Below are 25509 nucleotides of genomic sequence, written 5' to 3' on the forward strand. Positions count from 1 at the left end.
GTTGGCAGGCAGCCAGCCGCGCGGACATTGTTATACCAGTGATCCCATGTCGGGGAGTAGCGCAGCCTGGTAGCGCATCTGGTTTGGGACCAGAGGGTCGCAGGTTCGAATCCTGTCTCCCCGACCACTTTCTAAAAAATCATATTAGTGCAGACGTTTTTTTTACGGCGTGGGTTCCGCCACAGCTGGCACTAAAGCCTCCATTTCGGCCTTTGCATCCGCTTCAATCAACTGGGTGGCTTCTTCGGCGGCTTGTTCGATGGTCAGCTTTTGTTTGGTCACTTCATCCTGTTGTGAGGTCTCAGGTATATCCCCTTCTGCCGGTGCAGCATCGGGCGCTGCTGGGGTATCGTTGCAAGCGGCAAGCATTGCGACCGCAAATGCTAGGCACAGGACACACCTCACTGTGCCGCTTCCGGCTTTAATTCGCCGTCATAATTGGCAAGATAGGCTAAGGTCGCGACCCAAGCTGCAACGTTTTGGCGCAATTCGGATTTATCGATCTTGTCCAAAGTGTCGTCGGGTGTGTGGTGCAAATCGAAATATTTTGTGCCATCTTGCTGCAAATCGACGATACCTAATTTCTGCGCAGCGATGATTGCACCAATGTCAGCGCCCCCGCCGGCCAAATCGCGGCGTGGTACCACGCCCAAAGGCGCTAGCGCCGAAATAATCTGCGTACGGACCGCATTTGCGCTTTCCGGCAATCGGAAGTCGACTGCCCAGACTTTGCCTGCGCCAAAGTCGGATTCCATGGCCAACGCATGCGGTTCGTTCGCGTGCTTTTCACCATAATCGCGGCCACCCCAAATGCCGACTTCTTCTGCGCCAGCCCAAAGCAACCGCACAGTGCGCTTTGGTTGACCCATGGACTTCAAATGCTTGGCGGCTGCACCGATGATGCCGCAACCTGCCGCGTCATCAATCGCGCCAGTGCCAAGGTCCCAGCTATCCAGGTGACACGCGATAACGATGATTGGCAATTTCGGGTCCGATCCCTTCACTTCGGCCAAAACATTGCCTGAGGTCTGCATCCCGATATTCTGCGGGGTGAGCTTCAGTTTCATACGTACGGGCTTGCCGCGCGCAATCATGCGTTCAAGATTCTCTGCGTCGGGAATCGACAGGGCGCCTGCTGGAATAGGGGTGACGCCAGGTTCGAAATTGGTGTTCCCGGTATGTGGATTGCGGTGATAGTCCGTGCCTACGGAACGGATGACGATCGCCGCCGCGCCTTTTTTGGCAGCGATATTTGGTCCGACAAAGCGGGCAGGGCCAAATGCGCCATAGCTACTACCGTCTTGCGTCGCCTTCATATTGTTGCTGACAAAGGCAATTTTGCCTTTCAGGCTGCCATCCGGCGCAATGCGCAAGTCATCGATAGTTGGGAAATAGACGATCTCCGCATCCAACCCCGCATCGCCCGTGCTTGCACTATTACCTAATGCCGTGACGGCCAGCTTCTGCGGAAATGGCGCTGTGATTTCGGCGGTTTCTTCGCCGCGCACCCATGTGGGCATCTGATATTCTTCAACCCGTACATTGTCGAAACCCAATGCCTTTAATTTGTTGACCGACCAAAGCCGCGCGCGTGCCTCTGCTTGCGTACCGGCCTGTCGTTGGCCAATCTCGGTCGTGAGACCCTCTACGATGTCATATGCAATATCATCGGATTGCAGCGCCGTGTCACGCAATTCGGCAACCGACGTCGACTTTGCGGCCATTGGCGCGGCGACGGTGACGGCGGGGTTAAGGAACAGCGTGGAAGCTGCGGCGAACAGAGCGATATTTTTTTTCATAGGTTGAAGGCTTAATCGCATCGCGCCGTTTTGCAATCCCACCTTGCGAGGAAAGGTGCAGATAGCTAGGGAAGCGGCCAAATCATAGTAATACAGCACAGGAACTAATCCCCATGGCAGCGCAATATAGCTTCGTAATGAAGGGAATGACCAAAACCTTCCCCGGCGCGAGCAAGCCGGTTCTCAACAATATCAATCTGCAATTCTATCCAGATGCAAAGATTGGCATCGTCGGGCCTAACGGCACGGGTAAGTCAACGCTGATGAAGATCATGGCGGGCATGGACACCGAATTTACCGGTGAAGCATGGCCCGGCGAGCATATTCGCGTGGGTTATCTGGCGCAGGAGCCAGAACTTGATCCGAACAAGACTGTGCGTGAAAACGTGATGGACGGCGTCCGTCCAGTGGCGGACTTGGTCGACCGTTTTAACGAAATTTCGATGATCATGGGTGACCCGCCTGAAGATGCGGATTTTGACGCATTGATGGAAGAAATGGGCTCGCTTCAGGAAAAGATTGATGCCGTCGATGGTTGGTCGCTCGATAGCCAGCTTGAACTTGCGATGGACGCGCTACGGTGCCCGCCAGGTGATAGCCCGGTCACCAGCCTTTCGGGTGGTGAAAAACGCCGGATCGCGCTCACACGGCTGTTGTTGGAAAAACCTGATATCTTGCTGCTCGACGAACCGACCAACCACCTTGATGCGGAATCGGTGGCTTGGCTGGAAAAGCATTTGGTCGATTATAAGGGCAACGTCATCCTCGTTACCCACGATCGTTACTTCCTCGACAATGTTGTCAGCTGGATACTTGAGCTCGATCGTGGGCGTTATTTTGTCTATGAAGGCAATTATTCGACCTATTTGGAAAAGAAGGGCAAGCGCCTCGAGCAAGAATCGCGCGAAGATGCCGGTCGTCAGAAGGCGATTAAGGACGAGCTGGAGTGGATTCAGCAAAGCCCGAAGGCAAGGCAGACTAAATCCAAAGCGCGTATCAAATCTTTCGACCAATTGGTTGAGGCACAGGAAAACCGCACCCCCGGCAAGGCACAAATCGTCATTCAAATCCCGGAGCGTCTTGGCAGCAAGGTTATCGAGGTCAAGAATGTCACCAAGGCATATGGTGATAAATTATTGTTCGAAAATCTGTCCTTCACCATCCCGCAGGGCGGCATTGTTGGTGTTATTGGACCAAACGGCGCGGGTAAGTCGACCTTGTTCCGTTTGATCACTGGTCAGGAAGTACCCGATTCCGGTGAAGTGGAAATTGGCGAAACCGTGAAATTGGGCTTCGTCGACCAAAGCCGTGACGATTTGGACCCCAACAAAAATGTGTGGGAAGAAATTTCCGGCGGCGCTGACTTTATGAAGTTGGGCAAGCATGAGACGCCCACCCGCGCCTATGTCGGCGCGTTTAACTTCAAGGGCACCGATCAACAGAAAAAGGTTGGCTTACTGTCCGGCGGTGAACGTAACCGTGTGCACATGGCAAAGATGTTGAAACAGGGCGGCAACGTACTTCTGCTCGATGAACCGACCAACGATTTGGATGTGGAAACGTTATCAGCGCTTGAAGAAGCGCTTGAAAGCTTCGCTGGTTGCGCCGTGGTGATCAGCCATGACCGCTTCTTCCTTGACCGTTTGGCCACGCATATTCTCGCTTTTGAAGGCGATAGCCATGTTGAATGGTTTGAAGGCAATTTTGAATCCTATGAAGAAGACAAAATTGCCCGCCTTGGCGATGAAGCAACGCGCCCACATCGTGCAACTTATAAGAAGATGACACGGTGATGTTGGCATAAAACCCCGCACCTCGTCATCAACAGCATTAACTCAATGCAGAGATGGCGAGGTCGGGTTTGAACGGGATGGCGACCTTATGGGATCAGCCAGCTACCCGCCCATGCATTTTGCGCCTCGTTCCATTGCCAGCGGGCGCGTCTGTGGCCGGCATTGGCAAGATACAGCCATTCGATTGTATCAATCTCAACCAGCAAGGCCGCAAAATTTCCGCGATAATCGGCCAGTTGATCTTCCTCAGGTTGCTTACCTTCTATCCATTCGGGCAAGCCTGATGAAGCTTCAGCCGCGGGTGTACCCGGCGCAGCCTCGGCCATGTAACAGCGCCGCGCAAATGGGGTTGAAGTTGACCAAGCGGCGTCAGCTATGTCGCCTGTGGTCATAAAATGTGTTTTTCCTGACATGCGGATTTGAACCTTTGCCGCCGGGTCATAGAACAAGACGCTGGTCGCAGGGTTTTTGCGCAATTGCTCTGCCTTAATCGAGCGCGAATCTGTGTGAAATCGGAGGCTGCGGCCCGGCTGCGATACGTCGCGCAATATCATGATCCGCATTTGTGGGACGCCCAATGCGTCGATAGTGCCCACGACGGGCATATGCGCTGGACTATTTCGATTGCTCACACCCGTGGCGATAAGGCCCCATGCTTCATTAAAACTTAACGCGAGATCATCATAATAAGCGGGGAAGCTGCCGGGCTCGTTCATTGTACCTCAAAACTGTCGTTCTCATTATTGAGAATGTAAAGATTACCGTCGGCTATGCCGAAATAGGCGCCGTGCAGCTTCAACTGTCCGGAATGTTCGCGTGCGGCAATAAAGGGAAAACTACGCAGATTGGCCAGGCTGACACGGATTGCCTCTAGCTCCAAATCTCGTTGCGGGTCTTTGGACGCGGATGCAAGCACCTTGTCGCGGGCAGGGCGAACAATGTCGACCCAGCCATCAATGAAGCTATACCCTGCTTCGCCAAGATCGCCGCCGTCCAGTGATGCCTTGATACCGCCGCATTGGGCGTGGCCCAGAACAACAATATGCCGAACCTCAAGTCCCAATACGCCAAATTCGATAGCCGCCGATACGCCATGCAATCCGCCGCCGGTTTCATATGGGGGGACCAAGTTTGCCACGTTGCGTAAGGCGAAAACTTGCCCCGGCGTGGTGTCAAACACTGTCGCAGGATCGACCCGGCTATCACAACAGGAAATGATCATGATGGGCGGGGACTGTCCATCGCTCGCAAGCGCGTCATAACGCGCCTTTTGCCGAACATAGGCATCTGATTTGAAACGTTGATATCCTTCTACGAGAACAGCAAATTCGGGCACTAGAAACGCTCTCCTCGGACAACTTGAACGTCGCCTACAGTTAACAACATGCCATAACTATCGAGCAAAGGCGCAATTGCGTCGATTAACTGTTGTGTCTTTGTGTCTGACGCGATGGCAAGCACGATAGTTTTCGCACTTGCGCCAGTGACGTCGTCATGCTGCCATTCGCCTGCACGTCCACCGCCAGAGTCCACATGAATGACACTCCATCCGGATATGTCCACGGCTTTCAACTTGCTTACAATACGTGGAACAAGCGGCGTATCGACCAGGATTTCAATACGTTTGCGGGGGGCGGTTTGAACCATTTGGCTATCCTAAAGCTTGGGCGAGCGCAGCAAAAATGCTGATGCCAAAGATGATATTGAAGGGGAACGTTACGCCGAGTGACATGCTGAGATATATACCCGGATCTGCCTGAGGCAGGGCAAGTCGCATCGCCGCTGGCACCGCGATGTAGGATGCACTTGCAGCTAATATGCCCAAAGCTGCCGCTGAAGCAATATCGAGACCGATAACAGTGCCAACCACGGTACCAATGGTGCCGTTGACCAGAGGTAACAAGATAGCAAGGAATACCAAGCGCAACGTCATCTTACGCGATTGCATCAGACGCCGTGCCGCAATCAAGCCCATATCCAGCAAGAACAGGCACAGCACACCACGGAAGCCAGTATCAAATAGTGGCTTTACCGCTGCAAAACCATCGCTTCCGGCGATAGCGCCAATGACGAAGCTGCCAACCAGCAGGATCACCGAAGCATTGGTAAGAACCTCGTGCCATGGCGTTCCGTTGCTTTCACCAGACGTCGTTTCACCCCGGCGGGCGAGCATCAGACCTGTAATAATGGCAGGTGTCTCCATTAATGCCAGAACGGCGACCATATATCCTGCCGGGCTTAAACCTTCGCCCGTTAACAATTCTATTGCGGTTACAAAGGTAACAACGCTGACCGAACCATAATGCGCGGCAACTGCGCCAGCATCGACTTTCGACAATTTGCCTATGCTGCGTAACAACGCAAAGGCGATAACAGGTAAAAGGAAGCTCAAAGCCAGACCGGCAGCGGCGGCAACCATGATCTCGGCAGTTATACCACTCTTGGATACCTCAACCCCGCCCTTTAATCCGATGGCTGCCATCAAATAGATGGACATCGCCTTGGCGAACGCCTCGGGAATAGTCAGGTCGGATTTGAGCGTAGCGGCAACAAAACCAAGTACAAAAAACAGTATCACCGGCGAAGTGAGGGTATCAACGATCATCTTTGCCCCTTTGCGGATTTTGCAACCCATAGCAGGCAAGTTGCAGTTGGCAAGATGGCGTGATCCGTCTATTCGGTCATTATGAACGCTCCAATAAATATGACCGATCGTCCAGTGAGGGAACGCAAACCTGACTGGATCAGGGTTAAAGCGCCGACGGGTGCTGAGTTTAATGAAACGCGCCGCTTGATGCGCGATCTTAATTTAAACACGGTGTGCGAAGAAGCCGCATGCCCCAATATCGGTGAATGTTGGACTAAGAAACACGCCACTGTGATGATCCTTGGAGATGTCTGCACAAGGGCCTGCGCGTTTTGTAACGTAAAAACGGGCATGCCGCGGGCGGTTGACCCGCTGGAGCCGGAACATGTGGCAATTGCTGCGGCCAAGATGGGCCTTGAACATATCGTTATTACATCGGTTGACCGCGACGATCTGCCAGATGGCGGCGCAAGCCAGTTTGTGAAAGTGATTGAGGCATTGCGGCGCAATACGCCCAACACCACAATCGAAATCTTAACGCCCGATTTTCGTAACAAGGCGCAGGCGGCGATTGAAGCGATCGTTACGGCGCGTCCAGATGTGTATAATCACAATCTGGAGACTGTTCCGCGCCTGTACCCAACCATTCGGCCCGGCGCGCGATATTATGCCTCGCTACGTTTATTGGAAACGGTGAAGCGGCATGATCCATCTATTTTCACTAAGTCTGGCGTGATGCTTGGACTGGGTGAAGAACGGATGGAGGTGCATCAGGTCATGGACGACATGCGCAGTGCGGACATCGATTTCCTAACTATGGGGCAATATCTACAGCCAACCCCCAAGCATGCAAAGGTAATGGATTTCGTGACGCCAAGCGCATTTGACGCTTATGCTGCCATTGCCCGGGCTAAGGGCTTTTTGCTTGTCGCGGCTAGCCCGCTGACGCGCTCCAGCTATCATGCGGGTGATGATTTTGCAAAGATGCACGCTGCTCGTGCGGCGCAACTTGCCAAGGCGCGCTAAGGCTCCAACGGTCAATGCCGCACCATCACGAACGCCGCAGTCTCCCGCATAACGCCGCGCAAATGTATGATCTGGTGGCGGATGTCCGCCGCTATCCTGAATTTTTGCCGTGGGTCAGTGCCATTCGCATCCGCAAGGATGAAGAAAGCGAAATGCTCGCGGATATGATTGTCGGGTTCAAATCGCTTCGAGAAACGTTCAGCAGCCGCGTGGTGAAGACCCCTAAGTCATCCATCATCGTTGATTATCTCGATGGCCCCATGAAGCACCTGCACAACGCCTGGACGTTCGAGGATGTCGAAGGCGGCGGCTCAATTGTCGAATTTACCGTCGATTTCTCTTTCCGTAACCGCGTGTTTGAGGCGCTGGCTGGTCAGTTTTTTGATTCCGCACTCCGCAAGATGACTACGGCATTTGTTGAACGTGCGGACGCGCTTTATGGTGTGGGCGGGAGCAACAGTTCCAACGCATGAAGTGTTGCAAAGGCACGGATGTCCGCGCGGCTTTTGTCTGCACCAAAGGCCTTTTGGTCACCCATAACCTCTTCCGGATTTTGTCCCTTAACGGCTACTGCAAAAACCACGGTGCCAACGGGTTTGCTGGGGCTGCCGCCATCGGGGCCAGCCACACCGCTAATCGCAACGGCGATGTCTGCGCCGCTTTTTTTCAGCGCGCCTTGCGCCATCGCCCATGCGACGCCGACGGACACAGCGCCGAAAGCATCAATGATGTCCTCATTTACCCCGAGGAGCTTAATCTTCGCGTCATTGCTATAGGTAACAAAGCCATAGCCCAGCACGGCGCTGCTACCGGGTACTTCGGTAATCGCGGCTGAGACAAGGCCACCAGTGCAGCTTTCCGCGATTGCGACCATCCGGCCTGCTGCCTTATTCTCGGCAACAACGCGCGCAGCCAGCTTGGCAATCTCGGCGGGTAAAACGGTGTCCATATTCAGATTTTCTCAAAAGTTGCGGTCGCTTGCGCGGCGATGCCTTCACCCCGGCCAGTAAAACCAAGCATTTCGGTTGTTGTTGCCTTTACCGATATCCGGTCCACATCAACAGACATAATTTCTGCAAGTCGTTCGCGCATTTTTGCTCGGTAGGGACCGACTTTGGGCTGTTCGCAGATGATAGTGATATCGGCATTTGATAGCTCAAATCCTTCTGCGCGCGCCAGCTCTATGGCATGCGCTAGGAATCGATCTGAAGATGCGCCGCGCCATTGTGGATCGCTTGGCGGGAAGTGATCGCCGATGTCACCCTTGGCAATGGCCCCCAAAATTGCATCGGTCAGCGCGTGCATCGCAACATCTGCGTCACTATGGCCCTCAAGGCCTTTGTCATGGGGGATTTGCACGCCGCATAGCCATAACTCTGCACCCGGTACCAGACGGTGGACGTCAAAACCATTTCCGCTTCGGAATGAGGGCATATTGTTTCCTGCAAAATCGCTTGAGAAGGTAAATTTATTGAGCGCCTCCGCGCCTATTACGATGCGCACGTCGCTGCCCTTAGCCATCAGCATCCGTGCATCGTCGGTCGGTTCTGCGCCCTTCCATGATTGGTGAGCTGCGTATATTTCCTGAAAGGCAAAGGCCTGAGGTGTTTGAATCCGCCACAGATTATCGCGTTCGACGGTTTCCGATAGGTTATCAGTACCGCGTGAAAGGCTATCGACAACGGGCAAAGCGGGCACTGCGCCAGGCGCGTGCAACAGCGCGTCTAATAAGTCTTCAATAACTTTCGTTGGCAGGAACGGTCGTGCCGCGTCGTGAATCAGAACCTGATTGACCGCTTTATGTGCCGCAATCGCCCTCAATCCCAAATAAACACTTTCACGCCGCGTTGCGCCGCCTTGGACAAAAATAGGCTCTTCTAGACCTGCAAGCGCTGCCATAGCCTCAGCTTCTTGACCTGCGCCAATGGCGACAAACACCTGTTCAATATCTGGGTGCGCCGCCAACGCGGCATAGCTGTGCCATAGCATGGGTTTACCACGCACAAGGCGAAACTGCTTAGGCTGCGCACCGCCGACACGGCTACCTGAGCCGGCGGCGACTATAAGTGCAACGGTGGTTGGACGAGATACCATTTGCGCGCTCTAGCGACAGCAGACTTGCCCGCCAAGCTGAAAGCGGGTATCGGCCTGCCTAAATTTTAGGCAGTGTTTGAAGATGCAACTTAAACCCATCCATATCGGCGACATCAAAATCGATTGCCCTGTCATATTGGCGCCGATGACGGGCGTCACGGACATGCCGTTCCGTAAAATTGTGCGTGAATTTGGTTCCGGCCTGAACGTGACCGAAATGATCGCCAGCCAAGCGATGATCCGTGAGACGCGTCAAAGCATCCAAAAATGCGAATGGGACGCTATTGAAGAGCCAGTCTCGATGCAGCTTGCTGGTTGCACGCCTTATGAAATGGGCGAGGCGGCCAAGCTCAATGAAGAACGCGGTGCAGCGATCATTGACATTAACATGGGGTGCCCGGTTAAAAAAGTTGTCAACGGCGACGCTGGCTCCGCGCTGATGCGCGATTTGCCCTTGGCGGCGCGTTTGATTGAAGCAACGGTGAAGGCAGTTTCGGTGCCTGTGACTGTCAAAATGCGCATGGGTTGGGACCATGGAAGCCTGAATGCGCCTGAGCTTGCGCACATTGCCGAAGATTTAGGTGCAAAGATGATTACGGTGCATGGCCGCACACGGAACCAGATGTACAAAGGCTCCGCTGACTGGGCATTTGTGCGCAAGGTGAAGGATGCGGTATCATTGCCGGTGATTGTCAATGGCGACATCTGCACGATTGAAGATGCGCAAACTGCTTTAGCGCAAAGCGGTGCAGACGGCGTTATGGTTGGCCGTGGCGCCTATGGTAAACCCTGGTTGCTTGGCCAAATGATGCACTGGTTCCGCACGGGACAGACCATTGACGACCCGAACATAGATACGCAATTTCAGCTTATCATGAACCATTATCGCGCCATGCTTGACCATTATGGCAGCGAAGTTGGGGTGCGTATCGCGCGCAAACATATTGGCTGGTATACCAAGGGGCTGAACGGTTCAGCAGAGTTCAGAAATTTTATGAACCGTATCGATGATCCAACCGTGGTGATGGACGAATTAACGCGCTTTTATGAGCCGTTCCTGATTAAATCGGCCGCCTGATTGATGTCGCCGGCCATACATCGCCCCGATTATGGCCAGATGCTGGCGAGCCTCTCGGTTCCGGTGCTATTGATTTCGCCTGAACATATCGTCGCTTACGCTAATGACGCCAGCGAGGCCTTTTTTGGACGAAGCCGACGGCGCCTTGAGGGGCAGCGCGTTGACGAAACGCTTATCTTCGAAAGCGAACGTATGAATGCCGCATTATTGTCGGCTGATAACGATATCTCGGCGCAAGATATGGAGCTTAAAACGCCCCACGGCATCATTACAGTTGATGTAAACCTCTCGTCTGTATCGAAGGAGCCGGAATGGCGCATCGCCGTCATATCGCCCCGCAATGGCGGTCGTGAGCATATCGGTGATCAGCGCGACAGTGGACAGCAACAAGCGATGGGTGCGCCTGCGATATTGGGACATGAAATAAAAAACCCACTGGCGGGCATTAAAGGCGCTGCTCAGTTGTTGGCCAGGATCGTCGATGAAAAAAATCGCGCTTTGACCGAATTGATTGTTAATGAAGTCGACCGCATTGCCCGTTTGTTAGATCAAATGCAAAAGCTTGGGCGTTCGGAACCAGCTGAGTTGGCTCCGGCCAACATCCATTTGCTGATTGAGCGCGCCATTCGCTCATTACGTGCCGCGAACCGGGCTATGCCCGAAATTTCTATTAACTATGACCCGTCCTTGCCGGATGTGCTGATTGATGCCGACGGGATGGTGCAGGTACTGATCAATCTTCTACAGAACGCGACTGATGCGCTGCAAGGGCGATTAGACGGCGTGATAGGCATTTCAACTCGTTATGTGATGAGCGGCGCTCTTCTGGACGCTGATCTTGACCGGCGATCGATTAAGCTTCCGGTTGAAATTGCTATTTCGGACAATGGGCCCGGCGTGCCCGAGCATATTGTCGATGAATTATTTTCGGCCTTTGTGACGACAAAGCGCGATGGGCAGGGTCTTGGCCTCGCCATTGTACGCAAGCTTGTGCAACAGATGAACAGCCGCGTTTTGTTCGAACGCGACGCGGTGCAGGGGCAAACGACGTTTCGGCTATTGTTGCCGGTTGCATCAGGGAAAACCAACGCATGACACCGCCACGGATACTCATTGTTGAGGACGACGCATCCATTGGTCTTGTGGTGAGCGCCGCGCTTCAGGCTGAGAATATCGAAACATTTTTATGCGATTCCGTGGCAGCCCGGGACACGGCATTGGCCAATGGGCATTTTGATTTAATGCTGACGGACGTATTGTTGAAGGACAGTGATGGTCTCGCTACCTTAAAAGAGGCGATCGAACGATCGCCCGACATGCCGGTCATCATCATGTCCGCGCAAAACACGCTAGAGACTGCGGTGCGCGCCAGCGAAATTGATGCGTTTGAGTATTTTCCTAAGCCGTTTGACCTGAACGACCTTGTCCTCGCGGTGAAGCAAGGTATCGAAAAGCGGCGTTCCACGGAACATGATCCTTTCGAGTCGCTTACTGAGGCCAATATTCCGATGATCGGGCGAAGCGCCGCGATGCAGGATGTTTACCGCATGGTCGCAAGGCTGTTGCGTAATGATTTATCGGTTCTGATCTCGGGCGAAAGCGGAACGGGTAAAGAATTGGTGGCCGAAGCCATCCACAATCTTGGCCATCGCAAGACCGGACCATTCGTCGCTGTCAACATGGCCGCAATCCCAAGCGAGCTCATCGAAGCTGAGCTATTTGGTCATGAAAAAGGCGCGTTTACAGGAGCCGTGGGCCAGTCGATTGGTCGGTTTGAACAAGCCCAGGGTGGCACTTTGTTCCTCGACGAAATTGGCGACATGCCCATGCATGCGCAGACACGACTGCTGCGCGCCTTACAAAGCGGCGTTATTAGCCGTATCGGTGGCAAAGCCAGCATTCGCCTGGATGTACGCATCGTTGCCGCGACTAACCAGAATTTGCCAGCATTGATCGAAAAAGGCGGCTTTCGCGAAGATTTATTCTATCGGCTGAACGTCGTTCCTATCGAAATGCCGCCATTGCGCGACCGGACGGAGGACATTGGGCTTCTTGCGCAACATTTCTTGATCATGGCGGCGAAAGACGGCCTGCCAATGCGAAAAATTGATGACAATGCCATTGGCCATTTGATGGCCATGCCGTGGCGCGGCAATATTCGCGAGCTGAAAAACTTAATCTACCGTCTCGCGTTATTGTGTCGCGAAGATACCATCACGGACGCGACGATCATGCAGTTTGTGGAACCGGCGCAGGATACAGAGCCGCCCATTCAAGGGGCAAGTTTTGAAGCCGCGGTAGCGCAGTTTTTGAGAGATCAGCGTCAGCGCGGTTCAATGCGCGAAAAATTATATCCCCGCGCACTGGCACAGTTCGAAATCCCATTGCTTCAGCATGTCATGAAGCAAGTGAAGGGTAACCAGTTAAAGGCAGCAGCATTGCTGGGTATAAACCGCAATACCTTGCGCAAAAAATTGACGGACTATGGCATTGGCCCTTCTGGCGGCCGTTAGATCGAAGAATTAACGCGATACGTTGCATGAATGCCACTATTTTGTGCTTTTCAGGCAACGCAATGAATGCCACAGTGTCTTTATGGCAACAATGGACCCTGAAGAAGAACGTGCTTCACCTTCCGTTGTCCGTCGTCTTTTTGAACGGGGCATTGATCTCCTCGGCAAAAGTCAGTCGATAAAGTTTTTAGAAATTGCCAGCGCCGCGATGTTGATCGTTATGGGCGTTATCACTGCGATTTTATTGGTCGGGCAGGGGCCACAATCGGAGCCTCTGGCGCCTGCGGCATCGGCAACGATGCTCGTCAGCAACCTGCTGCCAGCCACTTTGCTCCTTGTGTTGTTTGGCCGCCGCGTCGCACTCAAGCGCGCCGAGAGTAGCAGCATTGGCAGTAAGCAACTTTTGCATGTCCGTTTGGTAGCGATTTTTTCGGCTATCACGGCCGTGCCTACGGTTCTTCTCGTTATCTTCGCATCATTGCTGTTTCAAAGCGGCGTCCAATTTTGGTTTTCTGGATCTGCACGCGGGATGCTGGAAAATGCAGGGGAATTGGCAAAAGGCTATTATGAAGTAAACGCCAGGGATGTCGGCGACGAAACGGTAACCATGGCGGGTGACTTTCGGAATGCACTAAGCCAAACAAACGCGGATGATCCTGCTTTTTTGAGTTACTATCTTGAACAAGTCTTCCGCAGGCGGTTGAGCGAGTCCGCGATTGTTTCGGTAGGTGCCGACGGAATTCAAAGGACAGAAGCTGTCGCGACTGAAAATGATGACCGGAAGCAGGATTGGATCGCTGCCGACATTTTGAAGAAGCTGAATGCAGGCGAAGGGGTGGTTATTGCCAACCGCGCCGACAGAATTGAAGCTGTGACGATATTGTTCGATACACCGCGAAGCTATTTATACACTAGCCGTGCCTTATCTGTTCCTTCCTTTGCGCTGGGTGAGAAAGCGCAATCGGTGCTGCAAGACTATGACAATATGGTCAGTCGGTCACGTGCGCTGCAAATACAATTCAATCTCGCGCTCTATTTCGTATCATTGATGATTATCGGGATCACTTTGTGGGTCGCCTTGCGGGTCGCCGACCGACTTGTACGCCCGGTCAATAATCTCGTTAACGCGGCACAATTGATTGCGGATGGGGATTTATCCGCGCGCGTTACCATTGACCAATATCGCAACGATGAAGTGGCGTTTCTCTCGCAATCCTTCAACCGGATGACAGAGCGTCTGCAGCAACAGACGAGCGTGTTATTGGCAACCAACCATCAACTTGGTGAGCGACGTCTGTTTATCGAGGCCGTTCTGGAGTCTGTGTCCGCCGGCGTTGTTTCTGTTGACGGCAATGGCGTTGTGCAGCTTGCCAACTCCACCGCTGAAAAGCTTTTGAAGAATATACATGAGACAATCGTTGGCCAAAGCTTTGCAAGCGTCGCGCCCGCACTTGCTGCATTGGCCAACGAAAGCCCGCGCGGGGTGGTGCAATTGGGCGACGGACCTGAGCCGCTGACGGTCGCTGTCACTGTCTCCCCGCGTGAGCAGGGCAGTGTGGTAACCTTTGAAGATATTAGTCAGCAACTGGCAGATCAGCGCAGGGCGGCATGGTCGGACGTTGCGCGCCGTATTGCGCATGAAATCAAAAATCCGCTGACCCCGATCCAATTGGCAGCCGAGCGCCTGCAACGCCGGTTTGGCAAGAATATCCCTCAGGATCAGGCTATTTTCGAACAATTGACCAGCACCATTGTCCGACAGGTTGGGGATTTGCGTAACATTGTCGATGAATTCTCATCCTTTGCACGCATGCCCAAGCCATTGTTCCGCGCAGAGAATGTGCACGATATTGTCGGTCATGCGGTATTTTTGTTTGAGGTCGCGCACCCCGATATCACATTCAATTTTAATCAAAGCGGCGCAGTCCCCACTCTGATTTCTGACAGGCGACAGCTTGGGCAGGCGATTACAAACATCCTAAAAAATGCGACTGAATCCATTGAAGAAAAGAGAAAATCAGGACCAATTGATGGTGTAATATCAGTTGATTTGTTGATGGATCAGGAGGTGCTGGTGATCCGCATTGCAGATAACGGCATTGGCCTGCCGTCAGACCGTCAACGGATTATGGAACCCTATATCACTAACCGCGCCACCGGGTCGGGGCTTGGACTGGCGATCGTGAAGAAGATTATTGAAGAACATTTCGGGGAGATATCATTGTCAGACAATGATCCCGTCGGCGCAATCGTCACGTTGAAATTTAATCCGCAATTCGTGGCATCTAAGGTCGCGAAAGTGCATTCTTCCGCACCGCTTTCCAATTCAGATGAGGCTAAAGACTAATTATGGCACTCGACATACTGATTGTAGACGATGAACAAGACATTCGGGACTTGGTCTCCGGCGTACTCAATGATGAAGGTTATGGCACAAGGACGGCAGCGTCGGCAGAAGAGGCCTTAGCCGCGCTGGATGAACGTTTGCCATCGTTGATATTGCTCGATGTCTGGTTGCGTGGGTCTTCGATGGACGGGATTGAATTGTTGCGCGCTATCAAAATGCGCGATCCGCAGATCCCTGTCATCGTGTTCTCCGGTCATGGCAATATCGACACGGCCGTTGCGGCCATCGGACAAGGCGCGGCTGACTTTATCGAAAAGCCCTTTGAAGCCAGTAAATTGTTGCACCTTGTGTCAAAGGCAACGGAAACGGAACGGCTGCGCGCAGAAAATGCAGATCTTAAGGCGCGGGTAGGGCATTCGGAGGTACTGACTGGTTCATCGGTCTCGATTAACACAGTGCGCGCAACGCTTAAGAAGGTTGCTGGCACCGGAAGCCGAATGCTGATCACTGGGCCGGCAGGGGTTGGCAAAGAAGTCGCAGCGCGGTTGCTCCATAGTTGGAGCCCACGGGCAGGGGCCCCTTTTGTGTCCGTGAGCGCCGCACAACTATCTCCAGAGCGATTTGACGAAGTCTTGTTTGGCATAGAACAGGATGGCCATCTGATGCAGGCGGGTATGTTGGAGAAAGCGCATGGCGGGACATTGTTTCTCGATGAAGTTGCGGACATGCCGCGTACCACCCAAGGCAAAATACTGCGCGTTTTAACGGACCAAAGCTTTGTTCGTGTGGGCGGCGATCGGCAAATACGCGTTGACGTTCGCTTTGTGTCCGCAACAGCCCGCGATTTGGCAATCGAAATCGCCGAAGGCCGATTCCGCGAAGATTTGTTTTACAGGTTAAATGTAGTTCCGGTCGAAATTCCGCCTTTGTCGGGACGGCGCGAAGATATTCCCGACCTCGTTAACCATTATGCCGCGCGCTTTGCATCCGAACATCGCATTTCTCCGCCAAACTTCTCAGGAGACGCGATGGCTGCGCTTCAGGCCTGCGAATGGCCGGGCAACGTCCGGCAATTGCGTAACATCATTGAACGCACCATCATATTGGCGCCAGCAGAGGGCGTTGCGACCATTGAGGCGGATATGTTGCCGTCAGAGATCATTAACAGCTATGAAGGCGCAGAACATAATGTGACGGCCCTGATGGGGGCGCCATTGCGCGAGGCGCGCGAGGCATTTGAACGCGAATATTTACGGGTGCAGATCAAACGTTTTTCCGGCAACATTTCCAAAACGGCCGCTTTTGTTGGCATGGAGCGATCTGCGCTGCACCGGAAGTTAAAGCTATTGGGTATTTCTGTCCGTAAAAACGCAATGGATTTTACCGACGACGCAGAGACCTGAGCACAATTGCGAATTTGGCTTCATTCGTGTAACCGTAACATTGCCCAGTTATAAAGCTGAATGCTCGGCGTTCAGTGAAACTTGGCATAACGATAAATATAAACGGATAATAAAAATGACTGAAAAAAATAACGGGCTTCAAGACCTGTTTCTGAACTCCCTCAGAAAATCGAAGACCCCTGTGACGATGTTTTTGGTTAAGGGCGTAAAGCTTCAAGGTGTTGTAACATGGTTTGACAACTTCTCGGTGCTGCTGCGCCGCGATGGCATGTCCCAGCTTGTATACAAGCATTCAATATCGACAATTATGCCATCGACGTCACCCGACCGTGCGTTATTTGACGACATGATGTCGCGCACCACGCACCGAGCGGGAATGCTGCAGGATGTATTTCTGCACGCCATGTGCGACAAGAATGAATCCGTGACGACGTTTCTGGTCAACGGCGTGATGCTTCAGGGCATTATTGTTGCCTATGATCTTTTTTCGGTCATGCTAGAACGTGATGGCACGACGCAGCTTGTCTATAAGCATGCCATTTCGACTATCCAACCGGCTAATCCCGTGAACCTTGCGGATTATAATCAGGGCGTTGACGAGAGCGATATTTGAGCGGGTTTGAACGCAGCGAAACCGACGAGTTCGCGCGCGGCGCGCGAGCTTTGGTCATTTATCCTGAGTTGCCTGGACGGGCCTCTGTGGGGCCGGAGGCGCGTCTTGCAGAAGCCGAGGGGCTTGCACTTGCGATTGGCCTAAATGTTGTCCGCAAAAAGCATTATCGTGTCCGTTCACCGCGCGCGGTGACGCTGCTCGGCGGTGGCCAGGTTGAAGAAATTGCCGAGATGGGCCGTGATCTTGAGGCCGATCTTCTGATTGTGGATGCCTCGCTGACCGCCATTCAGCAACGCAATCTGGAAGAACGCACCGGATTGAAGACGATCGATCGGACCGGCTTGATCCTTGAAATTTTTGGGGAGCGCGCTGCTACGGCAGAAGGGCGATTGCAGGTCGAGTTGGCGCATCTGGATTATCAAGCGGGGCGCTTGGTCCGTAGCTGGACGCACTTAGAGCGGCAGCGCGGTGGTTTCGGTTTTCTCGGTGGTCCGGGTGAAACGCAGATTGAGGCCGACCGTCGTATGATCCGGGACCGCATGGCGCGGTTGCGGCGGGAAGTGGAAGAGGTCAAAAGGACCCGTTCGTTGCATCGCGCCCGGCGTAAACGTGCACCTTGGCCTGTGATCGCTTTGGTGGGATATACAAACGCCGGTAAATCGACACTGTTCAATCGGTTGACCCGTGCAACCGTTCTTGCCGAAGATATGTTGTTCGCAACGTTAGATCCAACGATGCGCCAAATCACGCTCCCGGGGGTGGAAAAGGCGATATTGTCGGACACGGTTGGCTTTGTTTCTGACCTGCCCACGCAATTGATCGCGGCGTTTCGCGCGACATTGGAAGAAGTAATATCGGCTGACATTATCGTTCATGTACGCGACATCTCGCATCCGGAGAGTGATGCCCAGCGTGAGGATGTTTTGCAGATTTTGCGAGATCTGGGTGTGCTTGACGATGCGCAAGGTGAAAATCAGCCGCGGATGGTGGAAATTTGGAACAAGCTGGATCTTTTGGATGACGAACGGCGGGCCGAGTTAACCGGAATCGCTGCCCGCGACGATAATCTCTTGATGATATCGGCCGAGACAGGTGAGGGCATTGATGTTTTTAAGGGCCATCTCACCGCGCTGATTGCCAAAGGAAATGATCTGCGCACTGTTAGATTGCGCGCCGATAATGGCGCGGCTTTAGCCTGGTTGCATGGTCGCGGTGTAGTCAGCAGCCATTATCTTGACGGCGACATTGTCTCGGTGGATGTATCATTGAGCCGGCAATTATGGGGGCAGTTCGAAAAGAAGTTTGAGCAGTTCGACGCTTAAACCTGCGCCTTATTTTTTCTCTTTTGTTTTCGCTTGCTGCCAAAGTTCTTCTTTTTCTTCTAAAGATAACCCCACAAAAGCATTGCCGGCAGACAGTTCCATGTCGCGAAACCGTCGTTCGAATTTCGCGCTCGCTTGCTTCAATGCCCGTTCTGCGTCCACTTTATGAAAGCGCGTGAAGTTAACGACGGCGAAGAGCAGATCGCCTATTTCTTCCGCAATATCTTCGTCGGAACTTGCTTCGTTAACTTCATCTAATTCTTCAATAATTTTATCGCGGGCGCCGGATTGATCTGGCCAATCGAAACCGGTGCGTGCGGCGCGCTTTTGAATTTTTTCGGCACGCAATAAGGCGGGAAGGGCGAGGGCGACGCCGGCCAACGCGCTGTTGTCTTCATTCCCGCTGCGTTCAGCGGCCTTAATGGCTTCCCAATTGTCCGGTACCTCATGGCTTGCGGCCTTTACATCGCCAAACACATGCGGATGGCGGCGCACCATTTTACCACAAATGCCGTTTACGACGTCTTGCAAGTTGAACGCGTTTTGTTCGCTTGCCATCTGGCTGTGAAATACGACCTGTAGAAGAAGATCGCCCAGTTCGTCTTTTAGCGCGTCCAGATCATTACGCTCTATGGCGTCTGCGACCTCATACGCTTCTTCAATCGTGTAAGGTGCAATAGACGCAAAGTTTTGCTCAATATCCCAAGGGCAGCCAGTGTCACGATCCCGCAAGCGAGCCATGATGTCGATAAGAGGGGTAATATCTGCGGTCATTCGTTTGCCATATCATTAAGTTCGATAATATATATTATGTTAAATAAAGTATTATATAAGCGCTGCGTGTACGTCAATTAGCAGCATAATATTATGGTATGATTATCATTACATTGGCTTCCACGCGCCAACTTTGCATGCTGTTAAGGAAATTCATCCCCAATAGATTGATGTCACCAAAACTCTCCGACACAACCACTGGATGATTTTCAATTCTATGCGGTCCTAAAACCAATGATTGCACATTTGCCCGCTTCGCGGCCACACGGCCGTTTGCGGTGCTGAGGATGATGGGATAGCCGTCGGCTTCAATACCTGCATCTCTTGCTGTGGTCGCATTGATCGCTGTCATAGTTGCGCCGCTGTCGACCATGAAGCGGACGGGTTTGCCGTTTATGTCGACCATTATCCAATAATGACCGTCATCCTGTCGGCGTAACTCTATAGCTTCGCCGCTGATGCTTTGTCCGGCGGTCCCTGATATGTCGGCTTTTACGCGCTCCCAGATGCTTATAAATTCAAAACGAAAGCTGAAAATCGCAAATAAGGCCGCAAAAATGGCGATCCAAGCGAACCCTGCCTTGGCAACATAGCTCAAGGGCAAGCGCCGCGCGGCCAATGAGCTGACAAGCAGCAATATGCAAACAACGCCCCAAATCAGCGATGGGCCGTCTTCCATGATGTTCATCGACTTGCCTTTGTAAACAGGTCGTAGAAATTGTCTGAAGTCTGCTGCGCCAGAGTTTCCGGCGGAACGTCACGCAATTGCGCCACAAAACGAGCGGTATCGGCCACAAAGGCCGGTTCGCCAGTGCTGCCCCGATGCGGGATTGGCGCCAAAAACGGCGCGTCAGTTTCCACCAGCAAACGATCCGCGGGCAACCATTTCGCTACATCTTGAAGGTCTTTGGCATTCTTAAATGTCACAATGCCCGACAGCGAAATATACAGGCCCAAATCCAATGCAATTCGGGCAAATTCGGCGCTGGCGGTAAAACAATGAATAACGCCGCTGAAAGCCCCTTCCCGCATTTCTTCCGTCAGTATCGCCGCCGTATCGGCTTCTGCATCGCGGGTGTGGATGATGATTGGTAGGCCCGTTTGCCGTGATGCCTTAATATGTTCGCGAAAGCCTGTGCATTGCTGTGCCCGGTCGCTTTTGTCGTAATAATAATCGAGACCCGTCTCGCCAATGGCTACGACACGCGGATGGGCGGATTTTGCCACAAGTTTTGCGCAATCCATGCCGACATGCTGGTCGGCCTCATGCGGGTGAATACCGACGGATGCCCACACATCCTTTTCCTGCTCGGCCAGACCAATGACATCATCCCACTCGCGTTCGCGCGTCGAAATATTGAGCATTGCTGACACCCCGCTGTCCCGCGCCCGCGTCAGCACGTCAGCCTGCTGTTCGATCAAGCCTTTGTAATTCAGGTGACAGTGGGAATCGACGAACATCAGGCGGCAGCCCCCTCCTCCGCTGGCAATTCTAACCGCGGGAATAGTCCTTGAGGTTGGGCAATTTGGAAACCGCCTTCGGCCAGTGGTGAATACCAATGCGACCCTGCATTTGCAAAATTACGCACATCCTCTGGCACACCCATTTGATCGAGCAGCTTAGTCGCTGATCCCGGAATGATTGGCTGCACGGCTATGGCCAACTGCGCGATGCAGATGAATAATGTCGCCAATACGGTCTCCATCCGCTCGGGATCGGTTTTCTTGAGCGCCCATGGTGCCTGCACGTCGACATAGGCATTACATGCAAACACGGCCTGCATCCAAGCTTCCAAAGCCTGCGACATGGCGAGTTCTTCAAAATGCGCCGGGATTTGCGTCGAAACAGCTTTGCCGACCAATTCCAACAAGGCTTGGTCGTCGGCATGATGGCCGTGAATAGCTGGTAGATGGCCCGCGCAGTTTTTGAAGATGAGCGACAATGTCCGCTGCGCCAAATTGCCGAAGCTGTTCGCCAAATCGGCATTTACACGGGTTACAATGGCTTCTGGACTGTAGCTGCCGTCTTGGCCAAAACTGACTTCGCGCAGAAGGAAATAACGCAAGGCATCTACGCCAAACAACTCAGCCAGCTCCATAGGGTCGACAACATTACCCAAGGATTTAGACATTTTCTCCCCGCGCGACAGCAGAAACCCGTGGCCGAACACCATTTTCGGCAAGGGCAAGCCTGCCGACATTAGGAATGCGGGCCAATATACGGTGTGGAACCGAACAATGTCTTTACCGATGATATGGACGCTGGCGGGCCAGAATTTGCGCCATTCTTCGGTGTCATCGGGAAAGCCAATGGCAGAGATATAGGTGGTCAGCGCATCGAGCCAGACATACATGACATGGCTTTCGCTACCAGGAACCTTGACACCCCAGTCAAAGCTGGTGCGCGAGACCGATAAGTCCTTCAACCCGCCTTCCACAAATTTGACGGTTTCATTTTTACGGCTGTCAGGGCGGATGAACTCTGGGTTCGCCGCGTAATAATCCAACAATGGCATTTCATATTTGGAGAGCCGGAAAAACCAGCTTTCTTCAACCGTCCACTCAACGGGTGTACCTTGGGGTGACAGCTTTTGGCCCCCTTCCCCGTCGGTTAACTCGGCTTCATCATAATAAGCTTCGTCGCGGACAGAATACCAACCTTCATAGCGGTCCAGATAGAGGTCGCCGCTCGCTTCAAGTCGTTTCCAGATCGCCTGACTTGCTTTGTGATGATGATCGGCTGTCGTACGGCAGAAATGATCAGCAGAAATATCAAGTGTTGCGCACATTTGTCTGAAATAGGAGGACATTTCATCTGCAAGATCGCGCGTTTCCCTCCCCAGGCCGCGTGCCGTTTGGTCCATTTTTAGGCCATGTTCATCTGTCCCGGTGACGAAACAGACTTCGCGGCCATTCAACCGCTGAAAACGCGCAATCGCATCGGTGGCAATGGCCTCATAAGCGTGGCCGATATGCGGCTTGCCATTGGGATAAGCGATGGCGGTGGTAATGTAGAAAGGTTCGGACATGGATACTCTTAACATAAGCTATGGGCGCGCTGTATGCGCTTGAATCGATGCCAGCAAGCTTCCCATTTGGAAGACGACACTTTGTTTATCTAAACTTAATGCAATTGCCCGAGCGGCAAGTCCGCTCGCGGCCTCCCAAGCGGTGACACCGTTATTTGCTTGCGCGGCATCGAGTTTACGCGTGTATTCCGCGATCAGGGACGGCGCACGGCGCAAGAAAGCTTCATATCGCGGTTGCGCAGCCTTTAACGCTAATTTGTCTGCCAAGCCATTGCGCAAGGCATTGTCGCGGTCGCCTGTACGCAGGATGGACAACATGGCGTCCTCAATTTCCTTAAGATCAAAACCAAGAAAATCAAGCGCTTGCCCCGGTGTGCCATTGCCTAATCTGACAAGTGTTTGAAGTTCGCCTGTGCTGACCTCCGGTGCCGCGCGTTGCAGAACGTCTACCATGTCGGCATCGCTCAAAGGTTCAAACCGTAAGATTTGGCAGCGCGAACGAATGGTGGGTAGCAGGCGGTCACTGGCATGGCTGACAAGAAAGAAGAAAGTGCCAACGGGTGGTTCCTCTAGCGACTTGAGCAATGCGTTGGCGCCACCCCGCTCCAAATCGTCCGCAGCATCGATGATGATTGCCCGCCGGTTGCTTAAGCCCGGGCGCGTGGTCAGCGACTGCTGCAGCCCGCGGATCTGATCGACGGTGATGCTGCGCTTGAACTCGGTAACATCATCAATGTCCTCATCCTCCTTCAACGGCTCCTTAGGTAGCCGCTTAACAGACAGGATATCGGGATGCGACCCGCGCGCAATCATGCTTTCATAAGCATTTTCCGGGTCAACCAGCATTGCCGCGGCGCGCAATGCAAAGGCAGACTTGCCGATGCCCCGGGGGCCAGCCAAAATCCAGCCATGGTGGATCTTATTGCTGTCGCAGGCGGTCGCGAATTGCCGCCATGCCTTATCATGTCCGACATAATCGTTCATGCAGGCTCCAACAGGTCGCTAATTTCGCTCAGGAGCCGCGCCGTTACCGCATCCGCCGTGCCCGACGCGTCGATAAGCCGCACGCGCGGTTCACGCTCAGCAAAGCCTACAAAGGCCACATCTACATCGGAATGGAAAAGCTCGGCGCGTCCCTGAATGCGGTCAGGCTGGTTTTGGTCACGCGCAGCAGCGCGGCTTGCGGCCTCTTTGGTATCCAGACGCAGTACCAATGTTCGGTCCGGTAGCATGCCCAGGCTGCCAATCTGGTGGAGTGTCATGATATCGGTGTCAGACAGGCCGGAACCCGCGCCCTGATACGCACGGCTGCTGTCGACGAAGCGATCGGAAATGACCCATTTTCCGTTAGCTAAAGCGGGCTCGATGAGCCGCTCGACATGGTCACTGCGTGCTGCGGCAAACAGCAAGGCTTCTGCGCGTGGCATCCACCGTTCCGCGCTTCCACCCAGCACCAGTTGCCGGATGGTTTCAGCACCTTCGGTTCCACCTGGTTCGCGGGTCAACACAACTTCAAAGCCTTTTTGTTCGATAAAGGCGGCAAGCGCAGCAATCTGAGTCGACTTGCCCACGCCCTCCCCGCCCTCAATAGATATAAACCGGCCGCGCGCGGTCACAGGTGCGTCCAATCGATAGGGATGATTATGTGCTTCGCATAATTAGGCATAGATTCTATTTTTCCGTCATCGCCTATAGCCGTCGGCAAGGCAGCGCTTTCTGCATCTGATAAGAGATTTTAATGGCTGCGTATAGCGGTCAGCAAGAGCAACGGGAAACCCTAATTGCGCACTTCATCCGCCAACAATCCCACCGACAGCGCATAGAAATTCGAACAGTTATAATCCAATATGACTCGGTAGTTCCCGCCAAGAAGATAGGCCGTATTGCCCGCGCCATCTGGCTCAATCAACGTTGCCATCATATTGTCATTCGGCCAAAAACCCCGCTGCGGTGCTATACCTAATTGCCGCCATTCGGCAATTGTCCGCCACTGGCTGTGTCGTGCAAAGACGCGCGGGCATCGCGGTGATGTCATGCGCGACCGCATGCCGCTGCGGTCGAAGGATGGCGGCACGTTGACTGCAAAACCCCAATCCTCACCCCGCCGCCAGCCTGCATTGACGAAATAATTGGCGATTGACGTCATGGCATCGACTTCGCTGCGCCAAATGTCGGCATAGCCGTCACCATCGCCATCACGGGCAAGCCGCAGATATACCGATGGCAGAAATTGAGGTTTGCCAAGCGCCCCTGCCCAGCTTCCAGTGATCGCATATTGGGGGACCCCTTTGTCGATCATCTTCAGCGCCGCGATGAACTCGCCTTCAAACAAGGCACGGCGACGCCCTTCATATGCCAAAGAGGCTAAGGCTTGTGGCGCGTTAAAATTGCCCATGAAGGACCCGTAATTGGTTTCATGGCCGTAAATGGCAATCATGATCTCTTCAGGCACACCAGTTTCATCCTCTATGCGCTTCAGCAACGGTCGAAGCTCTGCATATTTGGCGCGGCCTCTGCTGATACGCGATGCATCGACATGGCGCGCTTTATATGGGGCAAAGTTTGGCACCGGTGCGCTGGACGCCCCTTCGGGTTGCTGCCGGTCAAGCCGGACCACACGATCATTATAGGTCAGTGACGGCAGCACGCGGTCGAGCGTTACAGGCGTCACACCCTCCCGCAGGGCGCGCTGACGCACTATTTCCAGATAAGAGCGGAAACCAGCTTGCTGTGCATTATTGGTTTCCTCAGAAACCACAGCGGCATCCTCCTGTGCCATACACGCAGTACCTAGCACAGACGCACTCGCGCAAATCGCCATCGTCATCACAATTTTACGGTAAAAGCGCACTGAACTTCCTCATGTCTGATTGGGCATAATGCCACAATCCATTAAGGCTGTGAATTGTTTTGGTCCCGAGAGGCAATCATTTCATCGTACGCTTTGGCAAAAGCGCGCATCATCTGCGCTTGCCATCGCAAAGCGCACTGGCTAGGGGACGCATCGTAAGCGGACAGGTGGCCGAGTGGTTTAAGGCAACGGTCTTGAAAACCGTCGTGGGTGGAAGCTCACCGTGGGTTCGAATCCCACCCTGTCCGCCAGCATCTTACTTATACCAAGAGTTTGAAGT

Annotated in this window: 24 protein-coding genes and 2 tRNA genes; 12 read left to right on the forward strand and 14 right to left on the reverse strand. The window is 53.4% G+C overall.

Going from position 1 to position 25509, the window contains the following annotated elements; all coding sequences use genetic code 11:
• Positions 1-50 precede the first annotated feature (50 nt).
• Positions 51-127 (forward strand) — tRNA-Pro (locus ACILP4_RS06955).
• Between the two features lie 274 nt (positions 128-401).
• Here ACILP4_RS06955 and ACILP4_RS06960 read toward each other — a convergent pair.
• A complete protein-coding gene (locus ACILP4_RS06960; protein WP_395620015.1) occupies positions 402-1799 on the reverse strand; it encodes a M28 family peptidase in 1398 nt (465 codons plus the stop codon).
• 113 nt (positions 1800-1912) lie between these two features.
• Here ACILP4_RS06960 and ettA point away from each other — a divergent pair, with 113 nt between their 5' ends.
• Positions 1913-3592 carry an energy-dependent translational throttle protein EttA gene (gene ettA / locus ACILP4_RS06965; protein WP_395620016.1) on the forward strand — a complete coding sequence of 560 codons (1680 nt, stop codon included), beginning with the start codon at positions 1913-1915 and terminating at the stop codon, positions 3590-3592.
• A gap of 86 nt (positions 3593-3678) precedes the next feature.
• Here the strand turns inward: ettA and ACILP4_RS06970 are convergent, their stop codons facing one another.
• From ACILP4_RS06970 to ACILP4_RS06985, 4 genes are read right to left on the reverse strand one after another with little or no spacing between them, the layout of a single operon-like run.
• Entirely contained in the window at positions 3679-4308 is a 630-nt protein-coding gene (locus ACILP4_RS06970; protein ID WP_395620017.1) for a pyridoxamine 5'-phosphate oxidase family protein, read from the reverse strand.
• Positions 4305-4928, reverse strand: a complete 624-nt coding sequence (locus ACILP4_RS06975) for a carbonic anhydrase (RefSeq protein WP_395620018.1) — start codon at positions 4926-4928, stop codon at positions 4305-4307. The genes ACILP4_RS06970 and ACILP4_RS06975 overlap by 4 nt, the downstream gene beginning before the upstream one ends.
• The gene (locus ACILP4_RS06980) at positions 4928-5239 is read right to left on the reverse strand and encodes a P-II family nitrogen regulator (RefSeq protein WP_395620019.1); all 312 of its coding nucleotides are present in this window, start codon (positions 5237-5239) and stop codon (positions 4928-4930) included. Before ACILP4_RS06980 ends, ACILP4_RS06975 begins: the two co-directional genes overlap by 1 nt.
• Positions 5240-5243: 4 nt before the next feature.
• Complete coding sequence (locus ACILP4_RS06985; RefSeq protein WP_395620020.1) at positions 5244-6197, reverse strand: sodium-dependent bicarbonate transport family permease; 954 nt, start codon at positions 6195-6197, stop codon at positions 5244-5246.
• A 99-nt stretch (positions 6198-6296) separates the two neighbouring features.
• Here ACILP4_RS06985 and lipA point away from each other — a divergent pair, with 99 nt between their 5' ends.
• Both lipA and ACILP4_RS06995 read left to right on the forward strand, forming a co-directional pair.
• The gene (gene lipA / locus ACILP4_RS06990) at positions 6297-7205 is read left to right on the forward strand and encodes a lipoyl synthase (protein ID WP_395620021.1); all 909 of its coding nucleotides are present in this window, start codon (positions 6297-6299) and stop codon (positions 7203-7205) included.
• A 14-nt stretch (positions 7206-7219) separates the two neighbouring features.
• A complete protein-coding gene (locus tag ACILP4_RS06995) occupies positions 7220-7678 on the forward strand; it encodes a type II toxin-antitoxin system RatA family toxin (protein WP_395620022.1) in 459 nt (152 codons plus the stop codon).
• Here ACILP4_RS06995 and ACILP4_RS07000 read toward each other — a convergent pair.
• Both ACILP4_RS07000 and ACILP4_RS07005 read right to left on the reverse strand, forming a co-directional pair.
• Complete coding sequence (locus tag ACILP4_RS07000) at positions 7642-8154, reverse strand: CinA family protein (protein ID WP_395620023.1); 513 nt, start codon at positions 8152-8154, stop codon at positions 7642-7644. The two genes, ACILP4_RS06995 and ACILP4_RS07000, sit on opposite strands and share 37 nt — an antisense overlap.
• A gap of 2 nt (positions 8155-8156) precedes the next feature.
• Entirely contained in the window at positions 8157-9299 is a 1143-nt protein-coding gene (locus tag ACILP4_RS07005; RefSeq protein ID WP_395620024.1) for a bifunctional 2-C-methyl-D-erythritol 4-phosphate cytidylyltransferase/2-C-methyl-D-erythritol 2,4-cyclodiphosphate synthase, read from the reverse strand.
• A gap of 82 nt (positions 9300-9381) precedes the next feature.
• Here ACILP4_RS07005 and dusB point away from each other — a divergent pair, with 82 nt between their 5' ends.
• From dusB to hflX, 7 genes are all read left to right on the forward strand, one after another.
• Positions 9382-10377, forward strand: a complete 996-nt coding sequence (gene dusB, locus ACILP4_RS07010) for a tRNA dihydrouridine synthase DusB (RefSeq protein ID WP_395620025.1) — start codon at positions 9382-9384, stop codon at positions 10375-10377.
• A gap of 3 nt (positions 10378-10380) precedes the next feature.
• Positions 10381-11472 (forward strand): nitrogen regulation protein NR(II), encoded by a 1092-nt coding sequence (locus ACILP4_RS07015; RefSeq protein ID WP_395620026.1) that lies wholly within the window; start codon positions 10381-10383, stop codon positions 11470-11472.
• On the forward strand, positions 11469-12890 hold the full coding sequence (locus tag ACILP4_RS07020; RefSeq protein WP_395620027.1) for a sigma 54-interacting transcriptional regulator: 1422 nt from the start codon (positions 11469-11471) through the stop codon (positions 12888-12890). The genes ACILP4_RS07015 and ACILP4_RS07020 overlap by 4 nt, the downstream gene beginning before the upstream one ends.
• A gap of 82 nt (positions 12891-12972) precedes the next feature.
• On the forward strand, positions 12973-15237 hold the full coding sequence (locus ACILP4_RS07025; RefSeq protein ID WP_395620028.1) for an ATP-binding protein: 2265 nt from the start codon (positions 12973-12975) through the stop codon (positions 15235-15237).
• Positions 15238-15239: 2 nt separating this feature from the next.
• Entirely contained in the window at positions 15240-16640 is a 1401-nt protein-coding gene (locus ACILP4_RS07030) for a sigma-54-dependent transcriptional regulator (protein ID WP_395620029.1), read from the forward strand.
• Positions 16641-16755: 115 nt separating this feature from the next.
• Positions 16756-17253, forward strand: coding sequence for an RNA chaperone Hfq (gene hfq, locus ACILP4_RS07035; protein WP_395620030.1), 498 nt, complete (start codon positions 16756-16758; stop codon positions 17251-17253).
• Positions 17250-18575 carry a GTPase HflX gene (gene hflX, locus ACILP4_RS07040; protein WP_395620031.1) on the forward strand — a complete coding sequence of 442 codons (1326 nt, stop codon included), beginning with the start codon at positions 17250-17252 and terminating at the stop codon, positions 18573-18575. The genes hfq and hflX overlap by 4 nt, the downstream gene beginning before the upstream one ends.
• A 9-nt stretch (positions 18576-18584) precedes the next feature.
• Here hflX and mazG read toward each other — a convergent pair whose 3' ends face one another.
• The 7 genes from mazG to ACILP4_RS07075 all read right to left on the reverse strand — a co-directional run bounded on the left by mazG (position 18585) and on the right by ACILP4_RS07075 (position 25157).
• Entirely contained in the window at positions 18585-19349 is a 765-nt protein-coding gene (gene mazG / locus ACILP4_RS07045; protein WP_395620032.1) for a nucleoside triphosphate pyrophosphohydrolase, read from the reverse strand.
• A 91-nt stretch (positions 19350-19440) separates the two neighbouring features.
• Entirely contained in the window at positions 19441-20037 is a 597-nt protein-coding gene (locus ACILP4_RS07050; RefSeq protein ID WP_395620033.1) for a TIGR02281 family clan AA aspartic protease, read from the reverse strand.
• The gene (locus tag ACILP4_RS07055; RefSeq protein WP_395620034.1) at positions 20034-20810 is read right to left on the reverse strand and encodes a TatD family hydrolase; all 777 of its coding nucleotides are present in this window, start codon (positions 20808-20810) and stop codon (positions 20034-20036) included. Before ACILP4_RS07055 ends, ACILP4_RS07050 begins: the two co-directional genes overlap by 4 nt.
• On the reverse strand, positions 20810-22378 hold the full coding sequence (gene metG / locus ACILP4_RS07060; RefSeq protein ID WP_395620035.1) for a methionine--tRNA ligase: 1569 nt from the start codon (positions 22376-22378) through the stop codon (positions 20810-20812). The genes ACILP4_RS07055 and metG overlap by 1 nt, the downstream gene beginning before the upstream one ends.
• A gap of 18 nt (positions 22379-22396) precedes the next feature.
• Positions 22397-23362: a DNA polymerase III subunit delta' gene (locus ACILP4_RS07065; RefSeq protein ID WP_395620036.1), complete on the reverse strand. Its 966-nt coding sequence runs from the start codon at positions 23360-23362 to the stop codon at positions 22397-22399.
• Positions 23359-24006 carry a dTMP kinase gene (gene tmk, locus ACILP4_RS07070; RefSeq protein WP_395620037.1) on the reverse strand — a complete coding sequence of 216 codons (648 nt, stop codon included), beginning with the start codon at positions 24004-24006 and terminating at the stop codon, positions 23359-23361. The genes ACILP4_RS07065 and tmk overlap by 4 nt, the downstream gene beginning before the upstream one ends.
• A gap of 149 nt (positions 24007-24155) precedes the next feature.
• The gene (locus ACILP4_RS07075; RefSeq protein ID WP_395620038.1) at positions 24156-25157 is read right to left on the reverse strand and encodes a lytic transglycosylase domain-containing protein; all 1002 of its coding nucleotides are present in this window, start codon (positions 25155-25157) and stop codon (positions 24156-24158) included.
• 233 nt (positions 25158-25390) lie between these two features.
• Here ACILP4_RS07075 and ACILP4_RS07080 point away from each other — a divergent pair.
• A tRNA-Ser gene (locus ACILP4_RS07080) sits at positions 25391-25480 on the forward strand.
• Positions 25481-25509: the final 29 nt, after the last annotated feature.

This window comes from Sphingorhabdus sp., from assembly GCF_044239045.1.
In the GTDB taxonomy this organism is placed as follows: Bacteria; Pseudomonadota; Alphaproteobacteria; order Sphingomonadales; family Sphingomonadaceae; genus Sphingorhabdus_B.

Coding starts and splice junctions, on each gene's coding strand:
- ettA (WP_395620016.1), top strand. CDS start 1,913: ATGGCAGCGCAATATAGCTTCGTAATGAAGGGAATGACCAAAACCTTC.
- ACILP4_RS07005 (WP_395620024.1), bottom strand. CDS start 9,299: ATGGTATCTCGTCCAACCACCGTTGCACTTATAGTCGCCGCCGGCTCA.
- hfq (WP_395620030.1), top strand. CDS start 16,756: ATGACTGAAAAAAATAACGGGCTTCAAGACCTGTTTCTGAACTCCCTC.
- ACILP4_RS06985 (WP_395620020.1), bottom strand. CDS start 6,197: ATGATCGTTGATACCCTCACTTCGCCGGTGATACTGTTTTTTGTACTT.
- ACILP4_RS07030 (WP_395620029.1), top strand. CDS start 15,240: ATGGCACTCGACATACTGATTGTAGACGATGAACAAGACATTCGGGAC.
- ACILP4_RS06960 (WP_395620015.1), bottom strand. CDS start 1,799: ATGAAAAAAAATATCGCTCTGTTCGCCGCAGCTTCCACGCTGTTCCTT.
- ACILP4_RS07000 (WP_395620023.1), bottom strand. CDS start 8,154: ATGGACACCGTTTTACCCGCCGAGATTGCCAAGCTGGCTGCGCGCGTT.
- ACILP4_RS07065 (WP_395620036.1), bottom strand. CDS start 23,362: ATGAACGATTATGTCGGACATGATAAGGCATGGCGGCAATTCGCGACC.
- ACILP4_RS06980 (WP_395620019.1), bottom strand. CDS start 5,239: ATGGTTCAAACCGCCCCCCGCAAACGTATTGAAATCCTGGTCGATACG.
- ACILP4_RS07020 (WP_395620027.1), top strand. CDS start 11,469: ATGACACCGCCACGGATACTCATTGTTGAGGACGACGCATCCATTGGT.
- ACILP4_RS07015 (WP_395620026.1), top strand. CDS start 10,381: ATGTCGCCGGCCATACATCGCCCCGATTATGGCCAGATGCTGGCGAGC.
- dusB (WP_395620025.1), top strand. CDS start 9,382: ATGCAACTTAAACCCATCCATATCGGCGACATCAAAATCGATTGCCCT.
- lipA (WP_395620021.1), top strand. CDS start 6,297: ATGACCGATCGTCCAGTGAGGGAACGCAAACCTGACTGGATCAGGGTT.
- ACILP4_RS07055 (WP_395620034.1), bottom strand. CDS start 20,810: ATGTTCGTCGATTCCCACTGTCACCTGAATTACAAAGGCTTGATCGAA.
- mazG (WP_395620032.1), bottom strand. CDS start 19,349: ATGACCGCAGATATTACCCCTCTTATCGACATCATGGCTCGCTTGCGG.
- ACILP4_RS06970 (WP_395620017.1), bottom strand. CDS start 4,308: ATGAACGAGCCCGGCAGCTTCCCCGCTTATTATGATGATCTCGCGTTA.
- ACILP4_RS06995 (WP_395620022.1), top strand. CDS start 7,220: ATGCCGCACCATCACGAACGCCGCAGTCTCCCGCATAACGCCGCGCAA.
- ACILP4_RS07075 (WP_395620038.1), bottom strand. CDS start 25,157: ATGGCACAGGAGGATGCCGCTGTGGTTTCTGAGGAAACCAATAATGCA.
- ACILP4_RS07050 (WP_395620033.1), bottom strand. CDS start 20,037: ATGAACATCATGGAAGACGGCCCATCGCTGATTTGGGGCGTTGTTTGC.
- metG (WP_395620035.1), bottom strand. CDS start 22,378: ATGTCCGAACCTTTCTACATTACCACCGCCATCGCTTATCCCAATGGC.
- ACILP4_RS07025 (WP_395620028.1), top strand. CDS start 12,973: ATGGCAACAATGGACCCTGAAGAAGAACGTGCTTCACCTTCCGTTGTC.